19 protein-coding genes are annotated in these 21,381 nt (G+C 67.2%); 7 read left to right on the plus strand and 12 right to left on the minus strand.

The features are described 5' to 3' along the window. Nucleotides 1-66: 66 nt before the first annotated feature. Nucleotides 67-825 carry a potassium channel family protein gene (locus AC1DEY_RS00895; RefSeq protein ID WP_476866349.1) on the plus strand — a complete coding sequence of 253 codons (759 nt, stop codon included), beginning with the start codon at nt 67-69 and terminating at the stop codon, nt 823-825. On the opposite strand, the gene lepB is transcribed toward AC1DEY_RS00895, so the two are convergent. The 5 genes from lepB to AC1DEY_RS00920 all read right to left on the minus strand — a co-directional run bounded on the left by lepB (nt 822) and on the right by AC1DEY_RS00920 (nt 6,608). Next, nucleotides 822-1,331 carry a signal peptidase I gene (gene lepB / locus AC1DEY_RS00900; RefSeq protein ID WP_476866350.1) on the minus strand — a complete coding sequence of 170 codons (510 nt, stop codon included), beginning with the start codon at nt 1,329-1,331 and terminating at the stop codon, nt 822-824. The two genes, AC1DEY_RS00895 and lepB, sit on opposite strands and share 4 nt — an antisense overlap. Then, entirely contained in the window at nt 1,328-2,938 is a 1,611-nt protein-coding gene (locus AC1DEY_RS00905; protein ID WP_476866351.1) for a multicopper oxidase family protein, read from the minus strand. Before AC1DEY_RS00905 ends, lepB begins: the two co-directional genes overlap by 4 nt. 108 nt (nt 2,939-3,046) lie before the next feature. Beyond that, the gene (locus tag AC1DEY_RS00910; RefSeq protein ID WP_476866352.1) at nt 3,047-4,399 is read right to left on the minus strand and encodes a sensor histidine kinase; all 1,353 of its coding nucleotides are present in this window, start codon (nt 4,397-4,399) and stop codon (nt 3,047-3,049) included. Next, nucleotides 4,383-5,978, minus strand: coding sequence for a response regulator (locus tag AC1DEY_RS00915; RefSeq protein WP_476866353.1), 1,596 nt, complete (start codon nt 5,976-5,978; stop codon nt 4,383-4,385). Before AC1DEY_RS00915 ends, AC1DEY_RS00910 begins: the two co-directional genes overlap by 17 nt. A gap of 117 nt (nt 5,979-6,095) precedes the next feature. After that, entirely contained in the window at nt 6,096-6,608 is a 513-nt protein-coding gene (locus AC1DEY_RS00920) for a hypothetical protein (RefSeq protein ID WP_476866354.1), read from the minus strand. Between the two features lie 202 nt (nt 6,609-6,810). Here AC1DEY_RS00920 and AC1DEY_RS00925 point away from each other — a divergent pair, with 202 nt between their 5' ends. Both AC1DEY_RS00925 and AC1DEY_RS00930 read left to right on the plus strand, forming a co-directional pair. Next, entirely contained in the window at nt 6,811-8,952 is a 2,142-nt protein-coding gene (locus AC1DEY_RS00925; RefSeq protein ID WP_476866355.1) for a PKD domain-containing protein, read from the plus strand. Further along, nucleotides 8,942-9,319, plus strand: coding sequence for a hypothetical protein (locus AC1DEY_RS00930; protein ID WP_476866356.1), 378 nt, complete (start codon nt 8,942-8,944; stop codon nt 9,317-9,319). The genes AC1DEY_RS00925 and AC1DEY_RS00930 overlap by 11 nt, the downstream gene beginning before the upstream one ends. Nucleotides 9,320-9,371: 52 nt before the next feature. Here AC1DEY_RS00930 and AC1DEY_RS00935 read toward each other — a convergent pair whose 3' ends face one another. After that, nucleotides 9,372-9,680, minus strand: coding sequence for a hypothetical protein (locus AC1DEY_RS00935; RefSeq protein WP_441408444.1), 309 nt, complete (start codon nt 9,678-9,680; stop codon nt 9,372-9,374). Nucleotides 9,681-9,776: 96 nt separating this feature from the next. Then, on the minus strand, nt 9,777-11,051 hold the full coding sequence (locus tag AC1DEY_RS00940) for an MFS transporter (protein WP_476866565.1): 1,275 nt from the start codon (nt 11,049-11,051) through the stop codon (nt 9,777-9,779). Between the two features lie 235 nt (nt 11,052-11,286). Between AC1DEY_RS00940 and AC1DEY_RS00945 the strand changes: the two genes are divergently transcribed. Then, nucleotides 11,287-12,138: an alpha/beta fold hydrolase gene (locus tag AC1DEY_RS00945; RefSeq protein WP_476866357.1), complete on the plus strand. Its 852-nt coding sequence runs from the start codon at nt 11,287-11,289 to the stop codon at nt 12,136-12,138. Between the two features lie 57 nt (nt 12,139-12,195). Here AC1DEY_RS00945 and AC1DEY_RS00950 read toward each other — a convergent pair whose 3' ends face one another. From AC1DEY_RS00950 to AC1DEY_RS00960, 3 genes are all read right to left on the minus strand, one after another. Beyond that, a complete protein-coding gene (locus AC1DEY_RS00950; protein ID WP_476866358.1) occupies nt 12,196-13,305 on the minus strand; it encodes a DUF3616 domain-containing protein in 1,110 nt (369 codons plus the stop codon). Next, nucleotides 13,302-15,272, minus strand: coding sequence for an aconitate hydratase (locus AC1DEY_RS00955; RefSeq protein ID WP_476866359.1), 1,971 nt, complete (start codon nt 15,270-15,272; stop codon nt 13,302-13,304). Before AC1DEY_RS00955 ends, AC1DEY_RS00950 begins: the two co-directional genes overlap by 4 nt. A 117-nt stretch (nt 15,273-15,389) precedes the next feature. After that, complete coding sequence (locus tag AC1DEY_RS00960; RefSeq protein WP_476866360.1) at nt 15,390-16,454, minus strand: hypothetical protein; 1,065 nt, start codon at nt 16,452-16,454, stop codon at nt 15,390-15,392. Nucleotides 16,455-16,658: 204 nt separating this feature from the next. On the opposite strand from AC1DEY_RS00960, the gene AC1DEY_RS00965 reads away from it, so the two are divergent. Continuing rightward, nucleotides 16,659-17,402 carry an MBL fold metallo-hydrolase gene (locus AC1DEY_RS00965; RefSeq protein ID WP_476866361.1) on the plus strand — a complete coding sequence of 248 codons (744 nt, stop codon included), beginning with the start codon at nt 16,659-16,661 and terminating at the stop codon, nt 17,400-17,402. A gap of 54 nt (nt 17,403-17,456) precedes the next feature. Here the strand turns inward: AC1DEY_RS00965 and AC1DEY_RS00970 are convergent, their stop codons facing one another. After that, nucleotides 17,457-18,386, minus strand: coding sequence for an EamA family transporter (locus AC1DEY_RS00970; protein ID WP_476866362.1), 930 nt, complete (start codon nt 18,384-18,386; stop codon nt 17,457-17,459). Between the two features lie 75 nt (nt 18,387-18,461). Here AC1DEY_RS00970 and AC1DEY_RS00975 point away from each other — a divergent pair, with 75 nt between their 5' ends. Further along, on the plus strand, nt 18,462-19,343 hold the full coding sequence (locus AC1DEY_RS00975; RefSeq protein ID WP_476866363.1) for a LysR family transcriptional regulator: 882 nt from the start codon (nt 18,462-18,464) through the stop codon (nt 19,341-19,343). A 161-nt stretch (nt 19,344-19,504) separates the two neighbouring features. Then, the gene (locus AC1DEY_RS00980) at nt 19,505-21,031 is read left to right on the plus strand and encodes an FAD-dependent oxidoreductase (protein WP_476866364.1); all 1,527 of its coding nucleotides are present in this window, start codon (nt 19,505-19,507) and stop codon (nt 21,029-21,031) included. Between the two features lie 47 nt (nt 21,032-21,078). On the opposite strand, the gene AC1DEY_RS00985 is transcribed toward AC1DEY_RS00980, so the two are convergent. Further along, complete coding sequence (locus tag AC1DEY_RS00985; protein ID WP_441408435.1) at nt 21,079-21,381, minus strand: DUF4193 domain-containing protein; 303 nt, start codon at nt 21,379-21,381, stop codon at nt 21,079-21,081.

The raw sequence follows: 21,381 nt of genomic DNA on the forward strand, positions 1-21,381 counted from the left end.
CGGGGCTGTTCATTCGGCCTGCAAATTCGTGGGGACATCCGCCGGGCAAAGTCCTAGCATTCAGCCATGAGGCAAGAAACCTGGCAAAAGTATTCCGAGTGGCCCCTCGTCGGTGCGGCCTTCATCTTTCTGGCGGCCTATTCGGTCCTGGTCATTGCCGAACCGCCGGAGCCCTATGCCGCCGCGCTGGCATTCGTCATGGGGTCCACGTGGGTTGCCTTCGGCGTCGACTACCTCGTGAAGTTGCTCCTGGCTCCCCACCGCGGCCGATGGTTCGTCCGTCATCCTTTGGATCTGCTCATGGTGGTGCTCCCGGTCGCGCGGCCCTTGCGGCTCCTTCGCCCGTTCACCTTGCGCCGAGTGATGGAACGGGCCCCGGGCACTGCCATCCGGACCCGCGTCATGGCCTATGTCATCCTGTCCGCGATCATTCTGGTCTACACCGTTGCCCTGAGCGTCCTCCATTTCGAAAGGGCCGCACCCAACGCGAACATCACCACCATGGGCGACTCATTGTGGTGGGCCATCGTCACCCTTACAACAATCGGCTACGGCGACTACTACCCCGTCACAACTCCCGGCCGGTGGGCTGCGACCGCGCTGATGATCGGCGGATTTGCTGTCCTGAGCATGGTCACCGCGGCCGTGTCCTCCTGGCTCGTTGAAAGCGTGACGGCCGCAACCCATGGCCCGAAGAACGCGGACGAACCCATCGGCAGCGAGGACCTTGCCCACCTTACGGCCCAGATCAACAGGCTCCATGAGCAGCTTGCACGGGGACAGGACCCTTCCGGCAGCGGCCCGGCCGAAGGACAAGAACGCTAGGAGCCACGGTTGATGGCCGCTTCCGGCGGGAGCGCGACAACAGTGCCCTGGATCGCCGTCATGGGCACTGCCCCGAAGACCCGGGAGTCTATTGACACGGCGCGGTTGTCGCCCAGGACGAAGACACTGCCGGCCGGCACTGTCTCGGGCCCGAAATAGGTGCCGTCTATCCGGCTGTGGTCGATGAACGGCTCGGCGACGGCAACGTCGTCGACGAACAGCTCCGAATCCCGGATGGCCACCCTCTGACCGGCCCGCGCTATGACGCGCTTGATCGCCGTCCGGCCATCGGCCGGGCTGGCAAAAGCGACCACCACGCCATTGCGGATCAGGCCCGCAGCTGCTGCCGGCTTGTACAGGAATACGACGGCGCCCGGGCGAATCGTCGGGGCCATGCTGTCCGAGGCTACGCTCACAGGTTCAACGAGCCAGGTGCGGACACAAAGGACTGCCAGGAATGGGACCAGGGCCGCCACGAGGACCATGGCCCGCGGGCGCCGGTTCACGCCGGATCATCGTCCCATGCAGCCCTGGCGGCCGTCATGGGGTCGTCCGGGTCCCAGTCGGACTCCTTCAGGCCCACCCGGAATTGGGCCATCATGTCGTGGTCCTCGTGCGGCAGGTTGTGGCAGTGCATCATGTAGAGGCCTGTGTTGGGGGTGAACTTCATGAGCAGCCTGACGGTCTCGCCCTCACCGACGTACACGACGTCCTTGGGGCCGCGCTCGTGCGCCAGGGGCGGCGCCCCGTTGCGGCTGAGGATCTGAAAGTCCACGAGGTGGATGTGGAGGGGATGGAACCAGCCGCTGGATTTGTTCTCGATCTCCCAGATTTCTACGGAGTTGAGGTCGGGGTCGGCGATGACTTTTTTGTAGCCGCTGGCGATGACGTCCTGCCAGCTGTCGTCATTGATGGTCCACATGTTGGTGGAATCGCTCCGTTTGACCCGGAATTTGCGCGTCTTCAGGGACTGTCCTGGCTGCAGCGACATGGCCTCGCTGCTGGCGAGCGTGGTGGGGATCCGGTTCCAGGTGGGGTCCGAGGTGTCCACCGGTTCGTCCGTGACGTCGAATGCCATGATCTTGTTGGTGAAGTCGTAGTCCACGTTGTTCTTATTGGACAGGTTGCGCAGTTCAATCCGTTGCCCGGCCTTGTATTTCCGGAAGTCGACGAGGACCTCGTACCGCTCCGCTCCGGCATGGCGCCAACTGTCCACGGGCTGCGCCACAGGGACCAGGCCGCCGTCGGTCCCCACCACCACCACCGGATCACCGGTGCTGAGCGTGGGCCGCAAGGACCGGGAGATCGAACAGTTCAGGATCCGGAAACGGTAGACGCGTTTCTGCACCTTCATGACCGGCCAGGGCCTGCCGTTGACCAGGATCACGTCCCCCCAGAGTCCGGAGTGGCTGTTGTCGTCAAAGCCCAGGGACCCGTCCGCGGCGAACATGGCATCGCTGATCGTCAGGGCCACGTCGAAGTTGCCTTGCGGGAGGACCTGCCGTTCCACGGGATCATGCAGGTGGTACTGGGCGGCGAGCCCAGAGTAGGCGTTCAGGGCCGTGAAGTGGACACCGTGGTCGTGGTACCAGAGCGTGCGGGCCGGCTGGAAGTTGGGGTAGTGGTAGTCCTTGTAGAACCCAGGGTGGGTGATGTCGCTGGCGTACCCGTCGAACTGCGGCTTCGAGGCCGAACCGTGCAGGTGCGTGGACGTGGACAGGGCATGCCCGTCCAGCGCATGCTCGGCCGGCAGCTGGTTTCTAATCCTCAGGACGGCCTTTGTGCCCTGGTCCAGGCTGATCGTGGGTCCGGGGAACAACCCGTTGTACCCCAGGATCGGTGTGCCCAGCCGGGGCAGGATGCTGGCCACGGCGGCCTTCTGGGTCAGCCTGTAGTAATTGACGGGCAGGCCGTCCACGGGGTCGGTTCCGGCAGCGTAGGGCTGCAGAACCGGTGCCTGGACAAGGGCGGCCTGGAATGGTTTCGGCATGTCGTTGGAACTGATGCGGCTGGCCGACTTGGCTTCGACAGAACCCATGGGCAACATGGCGCCACCGGCTCCGAGGACACCCAGGCCCCCGATCAACAAAACCTGACGACGTGAAATGGACATGGCCGGTCTCCTTCATGTGCGGATACCAGACCTTGCAGGACCGGGCTTGGAGATAGCCTGCGGCCGAATTCCCGAACCTTGGGAGAAGCCTGAATTCCCGGCTGCGGCTCAGCGGGCCGCGGCGAGATTCGATTGCAACCGCGCTGTCACAGTGGTGCCCGCGCCCGGGACGCTGAGAATTTCCAATGCGCCGCCCGCCTCGCGGATGGTGTCCTGGAGTATCCGCAGGCCAAGATGCCCTTCGGCGGCCCCTCGGGACGTGTCGAAGCCCCGGCCGTTGTCCGAGATGCTTATCTCCGAGCCCTGGTGGTCTGTCCGCAGCGAGAGCACCACAGCGGTTGCGCCCGAGTGCTTGGCACAGTTTGAGAGTGCTTCACGGGCCACGCGGTACAACAGCGCAGAGGAACCACGGCCGAGCGGGACATCATGCGGGATCCGCAGAAGCACAGTCATACCGCGTTCCTGGTGCGGCTCTGCAAGACGTTCCAGGGACGTCCTGAGCCCCAGTTGTTCAAGATCGGGCGGATACAGCTCCTGCGTCATGGCCCGCAGGGCGCGGACGCTGCGCTGCAGTATGGTCCGTGCCCCGCCCAGCACCGGCCGCTGCTCCGGAGGCCCGTGGAGCTCTTCTGATTCAAGGGCGTAGCCCAGCCCGGAGAGGTCCTGGATCACCTCGTCGTGCAGGTCCCGGGCGATCCTGCGGCGCTCCAGGTCGGAGGCTTCAACAGCGCGTTTCAGCAGCCGGTTCCGGGTCACCTGGTGGTCCTGGATTCCGCGGGCCAGCCGGATGGCGGGGGGCAGCTGCGCGAGCTGCAGTGCCGCCAGGGCGAGCAGGAGCGGCGGGATCATGCTGTACAGGACTTCCTGCTGTTCGGCCCGGACAGGGTCGTCGTCGTAGTAAGCCTCAAAGATCAAGGGCGTACCGTCGGTAGCCGAGGAGCTGACGTAGACCTCCACAAGTTCCCCCGAGGCCAGTTCGTACTCGTTCTCCAGTTCCTGCTGGTTTTCCAGGGAGGCCGTCCCCGGCCCGCCGGCCAGGAGATCTCGGCCCCAGCCCGGCAAAGCGAAGTGTTGGCCAACCAGCGATCGAATGTCCGAATACACCACGCGACCGCTGCCGTCCCACACTTTGATGCGCAGCACCGCGGCGTCCTCGCGCCACGGCTCCAGGGCCTTATCCAGTGCGTCCAGCGCTGCCGCGTCCCCGGCGAGGAGCGCCTCGTTCACCAGCGGTTTGATGGTCAGGTCCGCCACGCGTTGGGTATCGAGGAGGGCATTGTCCAGGGCGTGCCGCTCTGCTTCGGCCCGTATCCAGAACGCGACGGGGGTCGCGACAATCAGCAGGGCAAGGAATCCCATCAGGAGGAATTTCGCGACGGCGGCCCGGACCGGGAACCGTTCCGCCGTGCCCGGAAAATCCTCCGGTTGCCAGCCATCTCCAGCCTCAGAAGGCCTGGACATCGGACTTCTCGCGCAGGATGCCCCGGACCTCCGCCTCGGCCATGGCTTCGCTTTGGGAGTGCGAGCCCAGTTTGGAAAATATCGTTTTGACGTAGCCGCGGCAGGTGTGGATCGAGATGCCCAGGCTGGTGGCGACCACCCGCACCTCATGCCCCTCGGACATCAACCGCAAGACCTCCAGCTCGCGGGGGCTTAGGGGTGGCCCAGGGGGGACCGCGGCGGCAGCCGAAGGCGGAGCGCCGATCCGCGCCACCAGCGAGGGGTGAACCACCATGTTTCCGGCCCGGGCGTGGCGGAGAGTGTCGAGCATCGTGGCCAGCGAGCCGTCTTTGGGGAGGAATCCGCAGATTCCAATGGCTGCCGCCTGCCGCAGGACGTCCTGGGACGGGTCGCCCGTCAGCATGATGATCCGGGCGTCCGGGTTGTGTTCGAGGATTCTGGCCGCGGCGCACAGCCCGTCACCGTCCGGCAAGTGGTAGTCCATGACAACGACGTCGGGTTCCAGTTCGCGGCACAACTGCACGCCGCTCTCCACGGAAGCCGCCGAGCCGACACTGCGAAGGTCCGGCTCCCGGTCCAGGGCCCCGGTCAGCAGTTCGGCGAATGTCCTGTGGTCATCGATGGTCAGGACCCGCAGCGTGGCCACTTCTGCCGCTTCTCCTGCGGGGCCGCTGTCCGGGACGACGGCGGCGGGGTTCGGGAGCTCAGAAACTGCGGGATCGGGGGCGGCGGGGAATGGGGCGGCACTTGGCAGGGTTGCGGCGCCGCCGGTCTGCCGCAGGAGGCGGGTGTGGGCGTCGCGAAGGGTATCGCCCGGGGCACACCCCATTTCCCGGTGCAGGGTGCGCCTGCACTGCTCGAAGGCCCGAAGCGCTTCCAGCGGCTGCCCGGATTCCTCCAGGGCCAGGACGAGGGACTGCCACGCGCTCTCGTTCAGCGGATCACCGGCCAGGGCCTCCCTGGCCCAGTGGACCGCGCGCCCGGGCTGGTGCAATGTCAGCGCCAACTCGGCGGCCTGCGCCCGGGCCCTGCCGACCCGGTGCTCGTGGTTGGCCCGTTCTTCCTCGGCCCAGGGTGCCTTCAGCTCGTCCCCGAGCAAGGGTGCGGCTGCCAGGCCCAAGGCTTCCTGCAAGAGCTCCAAGGCCTCTACGGACCCGCACCTCGACGCCCGGCGCAGCAAGGCATCAAAGCGGCGCACATCCAGGTCCACCAGGGCAGGATCCATCACGTAGCCGCCCGAGACGGTCCGCAGCGGACCGGATTTGCCCTGGCCGGGCTGCAGGTGGCGGCGCAGGACGCTGACGTAGCTTTCAAGCGTCGGCAACGCCTCTGCCGGTGGCTGCCCGGCCCAGAGCACGTCGATGAGGCGGTCCTTTGATACGGCCGTACCGAGATTGAGCAAGAGAATCTCAAGGATTTGCCGCGGTTTGGGACCGCCAAGCTCACCGGCTTCAATGACGTCTCCACCACGCCGGATCCGCAGCGGACCGAGAACGTGGACCTCGAGGACAGGCCGGGGCAACGAGTCCCCCGCCGCTGCGGATGGGCCGGCGCTCTCATGCATCGGGGTGGGGAGCATCTGAGACCTGCAATTCGAACGGAAGTGGTGCTCCCAAGTTTTTTCCATGGAGAGAGAGTCGAACACGAGTATCCGCTACTCGATTTTCGGGGCGTGCCACCGATCTGCGACAGGTAGTCAGCCTCGTCCCCTATGGTGCGCGGCCCCCAGGGACAGGCCCGGCCCGCCCGGCAAATCCAGCGCCAGATCGACGGCCCGGTCCGGCAGCTCAAACACGAGCGTGGCGTTGATGCTCTGCCCTTGCGGGACCTCCCTGGGACCGGGAGAAAACCACAGGGCCTTCCACGTCCCTGTCCCGAGGCCTGACACGGTGTAGTCAACGGGATCATAGGCGAGGCCGCCCTTTTCCAGCGCCGTCAGCTCCACCAGCAGCCGCACCCGGTGAAGCCCGCCGGCGGGCGGCACGGCGAGCGCGGCAGCGGCGGAGGCGGGCATTCCGGCGTCGTTCCCTACCGGAACGACGCCGTTAATGCGCGCCACTCCCCCGGTGACGACGGCTGAGGCGCCCAACGGCGCGGGCGGGTTTCGCGGTGCACTCATGAAGACGCCGGCGATGAGGGCCGCCACAAGGCCCAGCAGGAGCGCCGGAACGAGGATTTTCGCGCGCTGAAGCGCAGCTGACCGTGACATGTGGGCCAGCCTTCCCGGAACGCCCTAGGGAAACCCTTGGAATTCCTCGGGCGCGCGCACTGGCACGCGGTTGCCGGTTAGCCCGATCACAGGCTTGCTACAAGTCCCCGTCCATACCGTGACGCTCACAAGTGCGCCTCCGGGCACACCGTGTTCCTCCCGCCAGGGTGGAGGGGCGAAAAAACACAGGATGGATATCGTGATGAAACGAATACTTGGTTTCCTGCTCACAGTTTTCGCGGTCGTCTCGCTGGCTGGCCTCGCCTCGGCCGCCGTCGGCCCTCCGGGAGTCAACGGTCCCGGACTCGCGGAAGTCGGCCCGGTCGATCCGACAGACGGCTACCCGGTCTGGTACCGCGACCATACCGGCCTCAGGCTGGAGAAGTGCGTCGCGCAGGCCGATCCGATGTGTCCGGCCCGCGGGCCGCTGCCGGATGAAGCCGCGCCCGTTTCGTTCCCGGATAACTACCCGGATGAGGGCTTCTACTCCCTGACCAGCACCACGATGAACACCGCCGGCGGTGGAAAGGCGCTTGCCGCGATTGCCTTGGAGCAGGCGTTCGGCAGCGGTCCGGTTGCCGACGGCGATCAGGTCACCTTTGCCCGTCTTCGCCTGAAAATCACCAATGTCAGGGACGGCGTGGACTACAAGTTCACCACGCCTGCGGGCACCAAGACCCTCCGGACCTCGAAGCCGGGCCTCGTCTTTGACACCGAGGACATCGGCATCGGCGGGAAGGGCGACTTCTCTGGCGCCCTGGGTGGCCGGATCGGACCGTTCCTGACCTGGGATACCTACCCCACCGATCCCGCCCTGAAGCCAGACGCCAGCGGCAAGGGCACCTATGTCGGCGACGGCACCACGCCGCACAAGATCACCGGCAGCCCGTACGGGACCAACATCTTCCGCATCGAGGGTCCAGGCATCAATCCGGGCACCACGGATGCATGCCCTTCGGTTCCGGGACCGGTGGCGGACTGTGTGGAGACCGATCTCTTCACGGTGCAGGGGAAACTCGCGACCAACAGCGGAGTGGCCGCAGAGCGGGCAACGTATTCCCGGTCATCGCTCAGCTCCGGGACGGTGGACGTCTTCGCCTCCAGCGAATCCGGTCCGCAGTCAATCCAGGTCTCCGACTCTTCCGCCGGCAGCGCACTCTTCAGCCCCACTGCGCTGGAGGGATCCGGCGGGAAATATTTCGCCAGGATCGCCTTTGACGGACCCCAGCCGCCGGCCACGGTCACTGTCACGAACTCCAGCGACGTACCGGCGTCGGCGAAGAAGATCGACGTCGTTGACAGGGTCAGCGGCAAGGCCACTTTCAACACCGACACCCGTGTCCTGTCGATCGAGGCGGTGTCCAGTGACACGGTGGGTGCGCGGATCCTGACCGCCGTCGGATTCGGCCAGCTCGCCGCGGGTTCGCTGGCATCGGGCCCTCTCGCGGCTCCTCCTGTTTCTGTCACCGTGAGGTCAGATGCCAAGGGCGAAGTGGTGTTGCCGGTTGAGGTCACTGGCAGCGCCCGCGCTCCGATTCCGGTGGCGGCGCAGGCCGGAGGCGATCAAACGGTCCACCAAGGCCAGAAAGTGGACCTGGACGGGTCCGCCTCCAGCGGTCCGGTCTCCACCTACTCGTGGAGCGGCCCTGCCGGAGTAGTCCTGAGCGATCCCAACGCGGTCCGGCCAAGCTTCACCGCACCCGCTCCGGGCGACTACGTCTTCTCCCTCACGGTCAACGGACCGGGCGGACCGAGCACGGCCACTGTCACGGTGACGGTCCTGGCCTCCGCCCCGGCGGCAGCCAACGCCGGACCAAACCAGCTGGGCGTGCAGCGCGGAGCCAAGGTCACCTTGGATGGGAGCGGTTCGGTGGGTGCAGCCACCTATTCCTGGACGCAGATTGTGGGCGCGGGCGATCCCAAAGTCACCCTCTCCGGCGCCAGTTCCGCCCGCCCCGCGTTCACGTTCCCGCTGTACAAGTATCCTGCGGGTTCAGGCGCCCTGACGTTCAAGCTGACGGTGGGAAGCGCCGACGGGTCCTCAAGCGACGCCCAGGTGACGGTCACGCCGCGGGCGGACACCGTGGCGGTTACCTCCGCCCGGTACACGGCCAGCAAGCGCGAATGGCGGGTGGACGGGACCAGCTCCGTCCCGGCCGGTCAGGCGGTGACAGTGCACCTTGGCGGGCTGGAGGGAACCGTCCTGGGTACGGCCGTTGTGGATGCCACCGGGGCGTTTGCCATCCGGGTTACATCGACTGTTGTGGGCCAGGCGGGCCAGAGCGTGAGCGTTGAGTCCCCTCTGGGCGGCACCGCAACCGGATTTGCCGTCCGTGTCCAGTAACCATCGCGCAGCCGGAGCCCGGGAGGCGGCCGTCACGCCGGCCGCCTCCCGGGCCCTCGGCCAGCAATCCGCCCACACTGACGGGCACTGTGTGGCGCCGCAGCCGCCGTCCCTCAGCACCGCGCCAGGCATCGCGCCGGACCCCGCGTCGGACGAATATGCGGGCACATCCCTGCGGCTGCAGGTCCTTGAGATCATCGGCGGCCTCCTCAACAGCACCGGGCCGGAACTTGAGGAGCACCGGGCCCGCCTGCGGGGTCACGTCACTGAGCATCCCTGGGATCCGGAAACCGCCCTGCTGCAGTACCTTTGGGATCGCGAGCAGCACTTTGGAGCGCCGCTGGCGCTGCCCGGGTCCGGCAGGTGATGGCCCTGTCGAAGCAGGGCTGCAACCGAAGGCAGGCGGGAGGGGGGAAGCGTCAGGGGGTTGGGGCTGTCACATTCTCGATGGAGACCGTTTCGATAATCCTTGTCGATGGCTCACCAACCAGCGCCGGCGCCGTCACGCCCGTTTTCCACGTATCGTTCTGCAGGCGGCCCAGGAAGTCCACGGCCGCTGCCTGCGTATCGAAGTCCATTTCCAGCATCACATAGTCTTCCTGATCCAGCGGACGCGAGATCCGGTAGGACCGGACTCCCGACGCGGCGCGGTTCAGTGGATCACTGTCAAAGGCCCGCCTCCACATGGAGAAGTCCCGGACCTGGTGTTCGATCTGCAGGGTAATCACTGATGCGCTCCTGTCGACGGCTCTACACGCCCAACTGTAGGCCCGGAAGGCATCGCCAAGTAAGGCACGTGGCAGAAGTGTTACCCGGTTGGCGTCTTACGCCGGTTGGGAACCGGTGTTCGTCGTGCTCGTCGGGGCGTTGGCCTGATCGGCCCGGTGGCCTTGCCGGCGGCTGGCCAGCAGGAACGGCACCGCGATCAGCTCGATCACGCCGCCAATCGCCAGCGACGCAGGGTACCCGTAGACATCCGCCGCCCGGCCGAGGATCGGCTGCACCACCACGCCACCGCTGGAGCCCATGAGCGAATCGAAGCTGAGCACCGTGGCCCGTTGCTTCGAGGCGATCATGTCGTTCAAATACGCCTGCCGCACCGGGATGGCCGCCGAAGCAACCAAGGCCCAGGATGCCAGCAGCACCAGTGCCACCCAGAACACGTGGGTGAACCCGAGGACCACCAGGATCACTGTGCCCACGATGCTTGCCAGGATCATCACTGTGGTCCGCTTGCGCACGAGGCTGCGGATGCGGGGCGCCAGCCAGCCCCCCAGCACCTGCGCTCCGGCCACTATCGCCGCTGCGAGGCCCGCGACGGAATACGCGTGGGGGTCCCCGAACAGCTCCAGCAGGTACGGCTGGAGGGCGTAAAACACATAGATCCCGACGCCGGCGCTGAACGGTGCTGCGAGCATCACGTAACGCACGGGTGGATTTTTCAGCCCGTTCTCGATTGAGGCGGAGAGCACTGCGCGGGTCGCCTGCAGAGGATGCGTCGAGCGTTCGGGCGTGAATCCGACGTCGCGCATGAGACCGAAAGCCACCCCGAACATGGCCAACAGCACGCCTACGCGCAGCAGGAACGGCACACCCAGAGTGGTGGCCTGGGCGATCACGCCGCCGGCCACCGAGCCGGCCAGCATCGCGACGCCGGAGACCATTTGGCCGCGTCCGAGGACCGTCTCCATGCCGCCTTCGTACCCGGAGAACCGCAACGCGTCGATCAGCCAGGCCTCCACAGCGCCGGAGAAGAAGGTGAAGCCCAGGCCAAGCAGGATCGACACCACCGCCCACATCCAGAACGGCGCTGAATACTGCCAGAGCAGGTAGTAGAGGAAGGTCGCTCCGGCCAGGGTCAAAGTGCCGAGCAGGAATGAGACGCGGCGGCCCCAAGAGTCGGCAACCACTCCGGTGGGCACTTCGAACAGGACCATGCCGGCGGTGAAGAAGGCGTTCGCAGCAAACGCCTCGAGGTTGCTGAGTCCGGCATCGAGCAGGAAGAGCGTATTGATGCCCCAAATGAACGAGGCCGCAAGGGTATTGCCCAGCGTCAACGTCAGATAGATGCGCTGAATCTTTCGGGCGGCGGCGTTCATCACGTCGCCGTCCCCGCCAGGGCGAGGGTGGACCACGAGCCCATTCTCGTCCCCCACGCCGGTGCGCGCCAGCGAAGTTGGGGCGCGGCGCCGGTGCGGCCGGGGGGCATTCCGGCGCGAGCGTCCCGGTGGCAGCCTTTTGTCACCGAAGCGGTACAAAGGGAGTAGTACCAAGGGAGCAGGACCAAACAGGAGCAGTTTGAAGTGTAAGGGCGGGAGGATTCCGGTGGCGAACATGGCTGAGGCCGTTTTGCACGACGGCACGGCAATACCCATCCTTGTCAGCGGTGGCGGCAGGGCGCTTCTCATCCCTGCGGATTTGAAGGCCCACTCCGAGTCGGAAGCCCAGACAATGCGCGACTGGGGCGCGGACCCCGGCCTCGGGCCAAACCTGGTGTCGGCCCTCTCGCAGTCGTATCGGGTGGTCGCCGCCGACTATGAGGGGCACCGGATGGCACACCCGGCGCCGGACACGCTCACGCCGGCGAACGTCGCCGCCGATTTCCTGGCCATCGCCGATGCAGCGCACGCCGAAACCTTCGGGTACTACGGGTACTCGTGGCTGGCCCTGTGCGGTCTACAGTTGGCGATCCGGACAAATCGGCTCTGGGCCCTCGTCATGGGCGGATTCCCGCCGCTCGAGGGCCCGTACAAGAGCATGCTGGCGGTGACGCGGGCGGCCCACGCGGCGGCTGCCAGCTCCTCTACGCAGACCGCGGCGGCGGACCTCCAGGTCGAACCAGGCGACTGGGATGCCGCCACCATTCAGACCACCGAAGCTCAGACCCGCCAGTTCGTCACGCTGTACGAGGCGCTCCAGGACTTCGACGATTCAGCCATAGGCGTGGCCCCGGGTCTGCCCCGGCTGGCCTTCGCCGGCTCGGCCGATCACATCGTTTACGGACCCCGCTGGGGAGACGTGACGGTGCGAATCGGCGGCCCGCTTGTTGCGCACGAGCGCGAGCTCGTCGAGGCCGGGTGGGACGTGGAGGTACTCCCGGCGCTCGATCACCTGGGCGCGATGCGCAGCGACGTCGTCGTTCCTCTCCTGACGGCCTGGCTCGGAAAAGTGAGCCGGGAACGGTAGCTAACTGCCAGGATCGGAAAACGGCTTTATGGGGGTCCCGTCCGACGGGAACCCGGGCTACCTGCCCAGCGCGAAGACATCGGCCTTGATCCCGTGGCGTCCGTCCTTCCGCTTGCCGGCGGGAGTCCCATACAAGACCAGGGCGGACCGGCCGTCGTCGAGCACGGTGATCCCCTCGGCATGATCGTCGCCTTTGCCGAACGGGGCGTCGAATTCGCAACGCAAGTCGTCCTTTTCCAGGACGGCCTCGGCTTGCGACGTCAGCGCGTGCCGCCAGCGGAACACGGCCGCGCGCCCGTCCAGCTCCATGGTGGGCCCCGCCAGAACCAGCAGATCGTCCCCGTGCCGGCACAGGTCCCGCACGCCCAGGCCGTCCAGGCGAAGAAAATGCTTGCGGTACCGACGGTTCCCGGGACCGATCGGCTGCGGCTCCATGCCGGGCCCGCCACCGACGTCGAGTTCGATGATCAGCGCCCACCCACGCAGCACCGGCCCGCGCAGGCCGACAAACACGCGGTCGCCGGCAACGGCGAGGCCTTCGCAGTCAATACCGTTTTCCTTGCCCGGGATCGGGTATGAGCCGGTTGTCGAGGCCCGTATGAAACCCCCGAGGTGAGGGTCATCGGCGAGGAGGTCCACCAGGTCCTCGTTGCGGCCAAGGCCGAGGACACCGGCACGCGGCTGCCCGGCGGTCCCGCCGCCGTCCACCTCCGGGAGGGTCTTCCCGGCGTTAACCAGGGTGGTGGTCGAGAGCCGGGCCAATACCCGCCGGCGCTGGCTGACCTCTACTGTGGCCAGGGAATCCTGTGCCTCTGCGGGCGTCGACTTGCCCTTGACCTGCTTGCGGGCTGCGCTGTGCGATCCGAGCAGCCACAGTGTGTTGTCCTCAACGTCCAGGCCCTCGATGTCCAGCTCGCCCTTGTCCCCCGGCAGGTCAAGGAGTTCGGTGAGGTCGAAGCTGCGATGGGCCCCGGCGTGGTCGCCGTTCTCCAGGGTGAGCCGCTCCACACTGGTCGTCTCGTCATTGGCGACCCAAAGGTGGTTGCCCTGGCGGGCGATGGCGGACAATCCATCGCGAAGGTCAGCCGTCCGGCCGAGCGTGCTGCGCTGATCGAGTACCAAGGTAATTTCGCCGGAAGGCTCGTCCGGCCGCGGCCATCCGTTCATCGCGTACTCCGCCCTCTCCGTTCGCGCAGCCACGGGATGAGGCCGCCCGCCAGGAGCATGTCCACCTGGCGGCTGGAGAGGCTGTGCCGCACAGGGTAGACCTCGTCACGGGTCTCGTTCTGCGCCAGGATCTCCCGCCCTGAGGCAAGGGCTTCGTGAAGTCCGGTCATCAGGAGCACATCGCCTTGTTCGATCCGGTCGTGATCGGCGGGATTCGTGAACTCAAGGGCGAGGACGCCGAAATTGGCCAGGTTCTGCCAGTGGATCCGCGCGAACGAGACGGCCAGCACTGCGCGCAGCCCCAGGAAGCGCGGGGTGATGGCGGCGTGTTCGCGTGAGGATCCCTGGCCGTAGTTGGTGCCGCCGACCAGGATGTGGCCTGTCGAGTCGCGGGTTCGTGCGGCACGGGCGGGGTAGCCAGGGTCCACCTGGTCGAAGGTGAATTCGGCGAGTTTGGGGATGTTGCTGCGGTAGGGCAGAACGCGGGCACCGGCCGGCAGGATCTCATCCGTTGAGACATCATTGCCCACGACCAGGGCCACTGGTGCCTCGATGCGGTCGGACAGGGGGCCGAATTCCGGCAGCGCGGAGATGTTGTCACCTTTGACCAGTGCCACCTTGCCGGCTTCCTCCGGCGCCAAGGGCCTCTCCAGCATTGCCACGTTCACGCTGGACGCCTCGGGAAGTTCGATCGCGGGGTATTCCAGGCCGAGGAGCCCTGTCAGGTCCCGCGGGTCCGTGATTGTCCCGGTCAGAGCGGCCGCGGCGGCCGTCTCCGGTGAGCACAGGTAGACCGAGTCCTCCTTCGTGCCCGACCGGCCGGGAAAGTTGCGGGGCATCGTGCGCAGGCTGTTGCTTCCGTTGGCGGGGGCCTGGCCCATCCCGATGCAGCCCATGCATCCGGTCTGGTGCAGCCGGGCCCCGGCGCTGATCAGATCCAACGTGGCCCCCATCCTGGTCAGGTCCTGCAGGATTTGTCGGGAACTCGGGTTGACGTCGAACGACAGGCCCGGGTGGCACTGCCGACCCTTCGTGATTGCGGCGACAATGGCGAAGTCGCGCAGGCCCGGGTTCGCTGAGGACCCTATGACGACCTGCGCCACCGTCCTGCCAGCCACCTCCCGCACCGGAACGACGTTGCCCGGCGAGCTGGGGAGGGCGATGAGCGGCTCGATCGTGGCGAGGTCGATCTCGTCGGTTACCTCGTACGCGGCATCGGAATCGGCAAGGAGTTCGGTGAAGTCGCCTTCGCGCTGTTCGGAGCGCAGGAATGCCCGGACCTGGTCGTCGGCCGGGAACACCGTGCTCGTCGCACCGAGCTCGGCGCCCATGTTGGCAATCACGTGCCGGTCCATCGCGCTCAGGGTGGCAAGGCCGGGACCGTAGTACTCGATGATCCGGTCCCGGCCGCCCTTCACGCCGTGCCGGCGCAGCATTTCGAGAATGACGTCCTTGGCGCTGGTCCACGGCGGCAGTTTGCCGGTAAGCCTGACACCCCAGATCTCCGGCATCTTCAGATAGAGCGGCTCGCCCGCGATTGCCAGGGCAACCTCCGTGCCGCCCACCCCAATCGCCAGCATCCCCAGTGAACCAGCGGCCGGGGTATGGCTGTCGGAGCCGACCATGGTCTTGCCCGGAATACCAAACCGCTGCATGTGCGTCGGATGGGACACCCCGTTTCCGGCCTTGGAGAACCACAGACCAAACCGGCGGCAGGCTGAGCGGAGAAAATCATGGTCCTCCGCGTTCCGGCTGTCGGCCTGCAAAAGGTTGTGGTCCACGTACTGCACGGACACCTCAGTCTGTGCCCGGTCGAGCCCGAGGGCCTCCAGTTCAAGCATGACGAGTGTCCCGGTCGCATCCTGGGTGAGGGTCTGATCGATATGCAAAGCAATCTCACGCCCGGGAATCATCTCTCCGGCGACCAGATGCGATGCTATGAGCTTCTGGGCCACGTTGTAGGCCACGGCGGCCTTCCTTACTTGATGGCGAGGCCGGACGCCGCTGTCGGCAACGAACCAGCCGCCGGGCACTCCCCTTTATCCCCAAAAATAGCCCACTCCCGGCGTCGGGAACAGTGGAGATTACATGCCGGGACTTCCCGGCCCCGGGGCGCTAGTGGTGTTCCACGAGCTGAGGAAGGCCAGGGCCGCGGCCACTCCCGCACTCAGCACCACGGCTCCCAGCCACATCGATGCGGGCCATTCAATCCCTGACGCCAGGGCGATGCCGATCAGCTGGCCCGTCCAGACGAATGCCGCCAGGACTGCGGTGATTGCCGGCAGCCGACGCCGCAGCCACGGCCCCGCCCGTCGGGCTAGCAGCATGTCCGCGACGACGGCGGCTGCCGTGGCCCCCGCCGCTCCGGCCACCGCTGTAGGGCGCAGCCCCGACATGCCCAGGGGCAGCCACGCCACCACGGCGACCAGGATCGTGGCAATGCCGTAAGGCGGCCGTCGGGCTCCCGACAGCGTATAGAGGAACGGGCCGATGATCAGCGCCGTGGTCACCAGGTAGCTGGCGAGCCCCAGCGCCGGCGGCTGCTCCGCCTGGGCGTGCCCGGGGCTCCCGATCGGCGTCGGTAGATACGGGAGGGCCGGCGGGATGCGGACGAAGGCCGAGCAGTAGATGAGGAAGAAGGCGCCCAGGCCGGTCAACAGGGCCAGAGACAGTACGGCTGCAGGCGTCCATTCGAAGGCCCCCGGGCCGCTGGCGGCCCGTGCACTGCGGATGCCGGTGCCGAGGATGAGGAAGAGGCTGAACCCGAGCAGCAAGTGAGTGGGGCTGACCAGGGCGTCGAGGGAGACTTCGATGCCAAGGATCTCGTGCCATGCCAGATCCAGTAAGCCCGCGACGGCGAACAGGGCGAGTCCGATGACCGTGCCCTGGTAGCCGGCTGGTATCGCCCGGGCCAGCGGCCGCCCCGGCTGGCGGTTCCGCCAGATTACGTAGGCCATCCACGCGCCAGTGGCCACGAGGCCCGAATACAGTGCCGCGTGCCAAGGCGTGAAGAAGGTTTCGAGTTCGGGGATGTGCAGGTGGGCCCAGCCGTCCAGGAAGACGGCCAACAGGAGCCAGATGCCCAGCAGTTGCGTTACCAGGTCCTTCCGCGCCCCGGCCCGAAGAGTCGGTGCTGCCGTGTCTACCATGCTCGCTCTCCTCACGCCCGCCATGCCACCGCCACCCGGGCGGAGCCGCCCGCATCTGGTCCCGCGCCGAATGGTTAAAGCTTGGACCCCCCGGTGCCCAACCGCCAGTGGCCGGCAGGCCCGCCGCTCTTGACGAGTGTGAGCGGGCACCGGGCCGGCCGCTAGGATGGGCCGGTGCACCTCCGAGCCAATAACCGGCACCCCATGTCCAATATTTCCGAACAGGCACCCGGCGTGTTTTTCGTTGAAGGACCCGCTTCCAACTGGATCGTTGTCCGCGACGAAACCGGCTTCATGCTCATTGACGGCGGTTACCCTGCCGACCGCGCCCTGGTCCTTGAGTCCATCCGACAGATGGGCCTGGATCCGGCCGACGCCCGGGCCGTGCTCATCACCCACGGTCATGTCGACCCCACCGGCTCTGCGGCCTACTTCTCGGCAACATACGCAACGCCGGTCTTGTGCGCCCCGGAAGAACTGGCCCATGTCCAGGGCAGGGAAAAGCACCAAGTCACGTTCGGTCAGGTGATCGTCCGGGCGTGGCGCCCCCGCGTCTTCCGCTGGATGATCCACGCCATCAAGGCAGGATCCCTCACGGCCGCGCCGGCAACACAGGCCCAGGCCTGGGACGCCGAGCGGCTCCAGACCCTGCCCGGCAGCCCGGAGGCGATCCTGCTTCCGGGGCACACCCCCGGCAACGTCTCGATCCTTCTTCCCGAAGCAGGAGCGATCGCCGTCGGTGACTCGTTTGTGAGCGGCCATCCGCTGAGCCGTAGGTCCGGACCGCAGATGCTCCACCGGATGTACCACACAGACCAGGCCGCGGCGTTGGCGGCAACTCGCGGCCTGGACGGCATCACGGCTTCAGTGATACTTCCTGGCCATGGCCCCGCATTGCGCATGCCCCTGGCCACGGCCCTGGCGCAGTTGCGAAGCCCGGCCGCCTGACATCAATCCCCGCGCCGGTCAGCGGACGTTCCCTGCTCCGGGGAACCGCTCGGCTCATGTACGGGACGGCTGCGGTGAAGGTGTTTCGATGAGTTTGCGAGCCTTGACCGGCGACGCCGTCCGGATGGCTCCCATGCTGGCAATCACCACGAGGGCAACCGCCACCGCCTCGATCAAGCCGAAGTGCTGCCCCAGCACAACAAATCCGGCCAGCGCCGCCACGGCTGGCGCCGCGCAGGTCAGCACGGAGAACGTTGCGGCCGGGATGCGGCGCAGGGCCATGAGCTCGAAGGAATACGGGACAGCGGTCGAAAGCAGGGCGACGCCGAGGCCAAGGCCCAGGACGGCCGGCTCCAACAGGGCGGACCCGGAGGTCAGAATGGCGCCCGGGAGCGAGACGACCGCTCCGATGGCCATCCCGATTGCCAGGCCGCCGAGCCGCGGGAACGCCGCACCGGTGCGGGCGTTGCACAGGATGAAGAAGGCCCAGCACGCCGCCGCACCGAGGGCGAAGCAAACACCCGTGACGTCGAGGTCGGCCAGCCCCTCCTGTCCCAGTCCCAGGAGGGCTACTCCCGCAAAGGCCAGTCCGGCCCACAACAGTGCACTGACGCGCCGGCTGGCCACGACGGACAGGACCAGGGGGCCCAGCACTTCTATAGTGACCGCCGTGCCCAGCGGCAGCCGGGCAATGGCCTCGTAGAACAATGAATTCATCGCTGCCATCGTCACTCCGAGACCGATCGCGGCGCGCCAGGCCCCTGCACCGTGCCCGTGCAGCCTCGGCCGGGCGACGGCCAAAAGGACAATGGCGGAGAACGCCAGGCGCAGCGTCACGGTGCCCAACGGCCCGGCTGCGGGAAACACGAGGACCGCCACCGCCGCACCGAGCTGCTGGCACAGCACCGCCGCCATCACCAGCACGGCTGCCCGGGAGTAGCCGGGGGCGGGTGCGGCGGAGGAGGCCCGGGATTTCGTCACCATGTGCATGGCTCCAACCTTAGGAAGGTCAGCAGGCGGCCGGAAATGCCAATTGAGTTGCCGTTATAACCTAGACGCATGAGCGTTGATGCGCGGCATTTGCGTGCCTTCCTGGCAATCGCCGAGGAAGGCGGGTTCAGTGCTGCCGCGGCCGTGTTACGGGTCAGCCAACCGGCGCTGTCCCGGACGTTGCGGCAACTCGAGACTCACCTTGGCACCACACTGTTTGACCGCTCGACCCACCACGTGGCCATCACCGCAGCCGGGGAGGCGCTGCGTCCGCGCGCCGCTGCTGCAGTCGCCGCCCTCGACGCCGCCCTGGACCCCGGCGCGACGCCTGTCCGGCCGCTGTTGCTGGGGTATCCGTGGGCCGCCCTCGGCCGCCGGACCGGTCCCCTGCTGCGCCGCTGGCGCGAACTGCACCCGGACACACCGGTGGAATTGCGCCGCGTGGATGACCGGTTCGGCGGTCTCTCCTCCGGGCGCGCCGACGTCGCCCTGATCCGCGGGGATCCTCCCGTGACCGGCGGCCCGGCCGGGATGCGGCAACGCGAACTGGCCGAGGAACCGCGCTTCGCCGTCCTGCCTGCCGACCATGTGCTGGCCGGCCGCGACCAGGTGCGCCTGGCTGATCTCTCCCCCGAGGTCGTCGTCGTCAACATCCTCACTGGCCTCACCAGGCTGGAGTTGTGGCCGGCCGGGATACGCCCGAAGCAGACCGTGGCCACGGACAGCACCGACGACTGGCTGCTGGCCATATCCTCCGGACGCGGCATTGGCGTGAGCGGCATCTCGACGGCCGAGACCCACCAGCACCCGGGAGTGGTGTACCGGCCGCTTGTCGATGCCCCGCCCGTCACTGTGTCCCTGGCCTGGCTGGAGCCGGTGCCCCACGCGGCGGTCCCTGAGTTCGTGGAGTTCATGGTGGACCAAGTGCCGCGGGACCTCGCGGCGGATTAGGGGCGCCAGCAGGGCACCTTGTAGAGCACGGCGAAACCCCTTCCCTGACGCCGTCGGCCGCTTGAAGCGCCGGGCCGGAGCGCGCCCGCTGAGCCGGCCTATTGCCGGGCTGGCCGCAGGCCTATACTCATGCCACAGGAATCCCTATCCGGTGGTGACCAGTGAACGCGTCGAACAGTGAACGGCCCGAAGGTAAACCCGTTTCCCTCTGGATCGCCACCGCGGCCACCACCGGCTACCCTGCCGCGGGCGGGGACGTCGAGGTCGATGTGGCGGTCATCGGGGCTGGCATCGCGGGCCTGACCGCCGCCTTGGCCCTCAAACGTACCGGCCGCACTGTCGCCGTCATCGAGACCGCCCGTGTCGGAACCGGCGTCACCGGCCACACAACCGGCAAGGTCACCTCGCTGCACCGACTTGCCTACACCGAACTCGCCCGCAGGCACGGCACCAACACCGTCCGCACCTATGGGGAGGCCAACCAGGCCGCGATCGAACACATCGCTGCGGTTGTGGCCGAAGAGGGCATCGACTGCGGCTTCCGCCGCGTCGCCAACTACACCTACGCCGAAACCGACGACGCCGTTGCCCGGGTCCGTGAGGAAGCGGCCCTCGCCGCCCGGCTCGGCCTCCCCGCCGCATTCACCACTGACGTGCCGCTGCCTTTCCCCGTCAAGGGTGCGGTCCGGTTCGACGGGCAGGGACAAATTCATGCCGTGAAATACCTGCAGGGCCTCGCGGCGGCGGTCAACGGTGGGGGCAGCTTTGTCTTCGAGGGGACGACTGTGCAGAAGGTCCGCGACGGTTCGCCGGCCGTGGTGGTCACCGAAAGAAGCGCCATCCGCGCCCGCGACATCATTGTCGCCACGAATGTGCCGTTCGGCGGCCAGGGGCTGTTCTATCTGCGGAGTCACCCGCACCGCTCCTACCTCATCGCCGGACGGATGGACACCGCACCGCTGGAGGCCACGTTCATCAGCGCCGAGGAACCCCTGCGCTCCATCCTGACCGCCAGCGCCGGCGGATCGAGCTACGTGCTCATCGGCGGCGAAGGCCACCGCGTGTCCGAGGCCGGGGACACGGCCGGGCGGTACCGCAGGCTTGCCGCCTTCGCCCACGACCGCCTCGGCGTCGGCGAGATCGCCTCACGCTGGTCAACGCAGGACGGCATCCCGCTGGACGGGCTCCCCTACGTCGGCCGCATGTCCCCCACCGCCAAGCACGTGTACGTGATCGCCGGCCTGCGCAAATGGGGCCTGACCAACGGAACCGCAGCCGCCCTCATTCTCAGGGACATCCTCAGCGGCCAGGAGAACGGCTGGGCGTCGGTGTTCAACAGCAACCGGATTACCCCGGCAGCCAGTACGGGACGGTTCATGCAGGAAAACGCCAAGACCATGGCGGCCGTCCTGACCGGCAAGCTCGGCCGGCGTCCCAGCCAGGCGACCCTGGCGCCCGGCGAGGGAGCAGTCATCAAGGTCAACGGCGAAAGCACAGCCGTCTACAAAGACGCCGACGGGCAGGTCCGCGCCGTCTCCGCCGTCTGCACCCATCTGGGTTGTACCGTGGCCTTCAACGCCGCCGACACCACATGGGACTGCCCCTGCCACGGCTCCCGATTCGCCACCGACGGCTCCGTCATCCAGGGCCCCGCTGCCAGGGATCTGCCGCCCCGGCCGGCGCCGTGACCGCCGGCTTCTGCCGGCGGGTCATCGATCGTGGCGGGTTAGGACTCCTATCCTTCGCACTCGATGCAGTACGAGTGGCCGTCCTTTTCGCGCGCCAGCTGGGACCGGTGCCGGACCAGGAAACAGGAGTAGCAGGTGAACTCGTCCTCGGCCTGGGGAATCACCTGGACAATGAGTTCCTCGGCAACGAACTCCCCTCCGGGGGTCATCGCATCGTCCAGCGCATCGGATTCGTCCAGTTCCCGGACGACGCTGCGGGCATCCGGGGCGTTGGCGGACTGCAGCGCCTCCAGGGAACGGTCCTGTGATTCCTTGACGTCGGAACGTACTTCGTCGTAATCGGTTGCCAC

The sequence above is a fragment of the Arthrobacter sp. 05T47 genome (assembly GCF_056395825.1).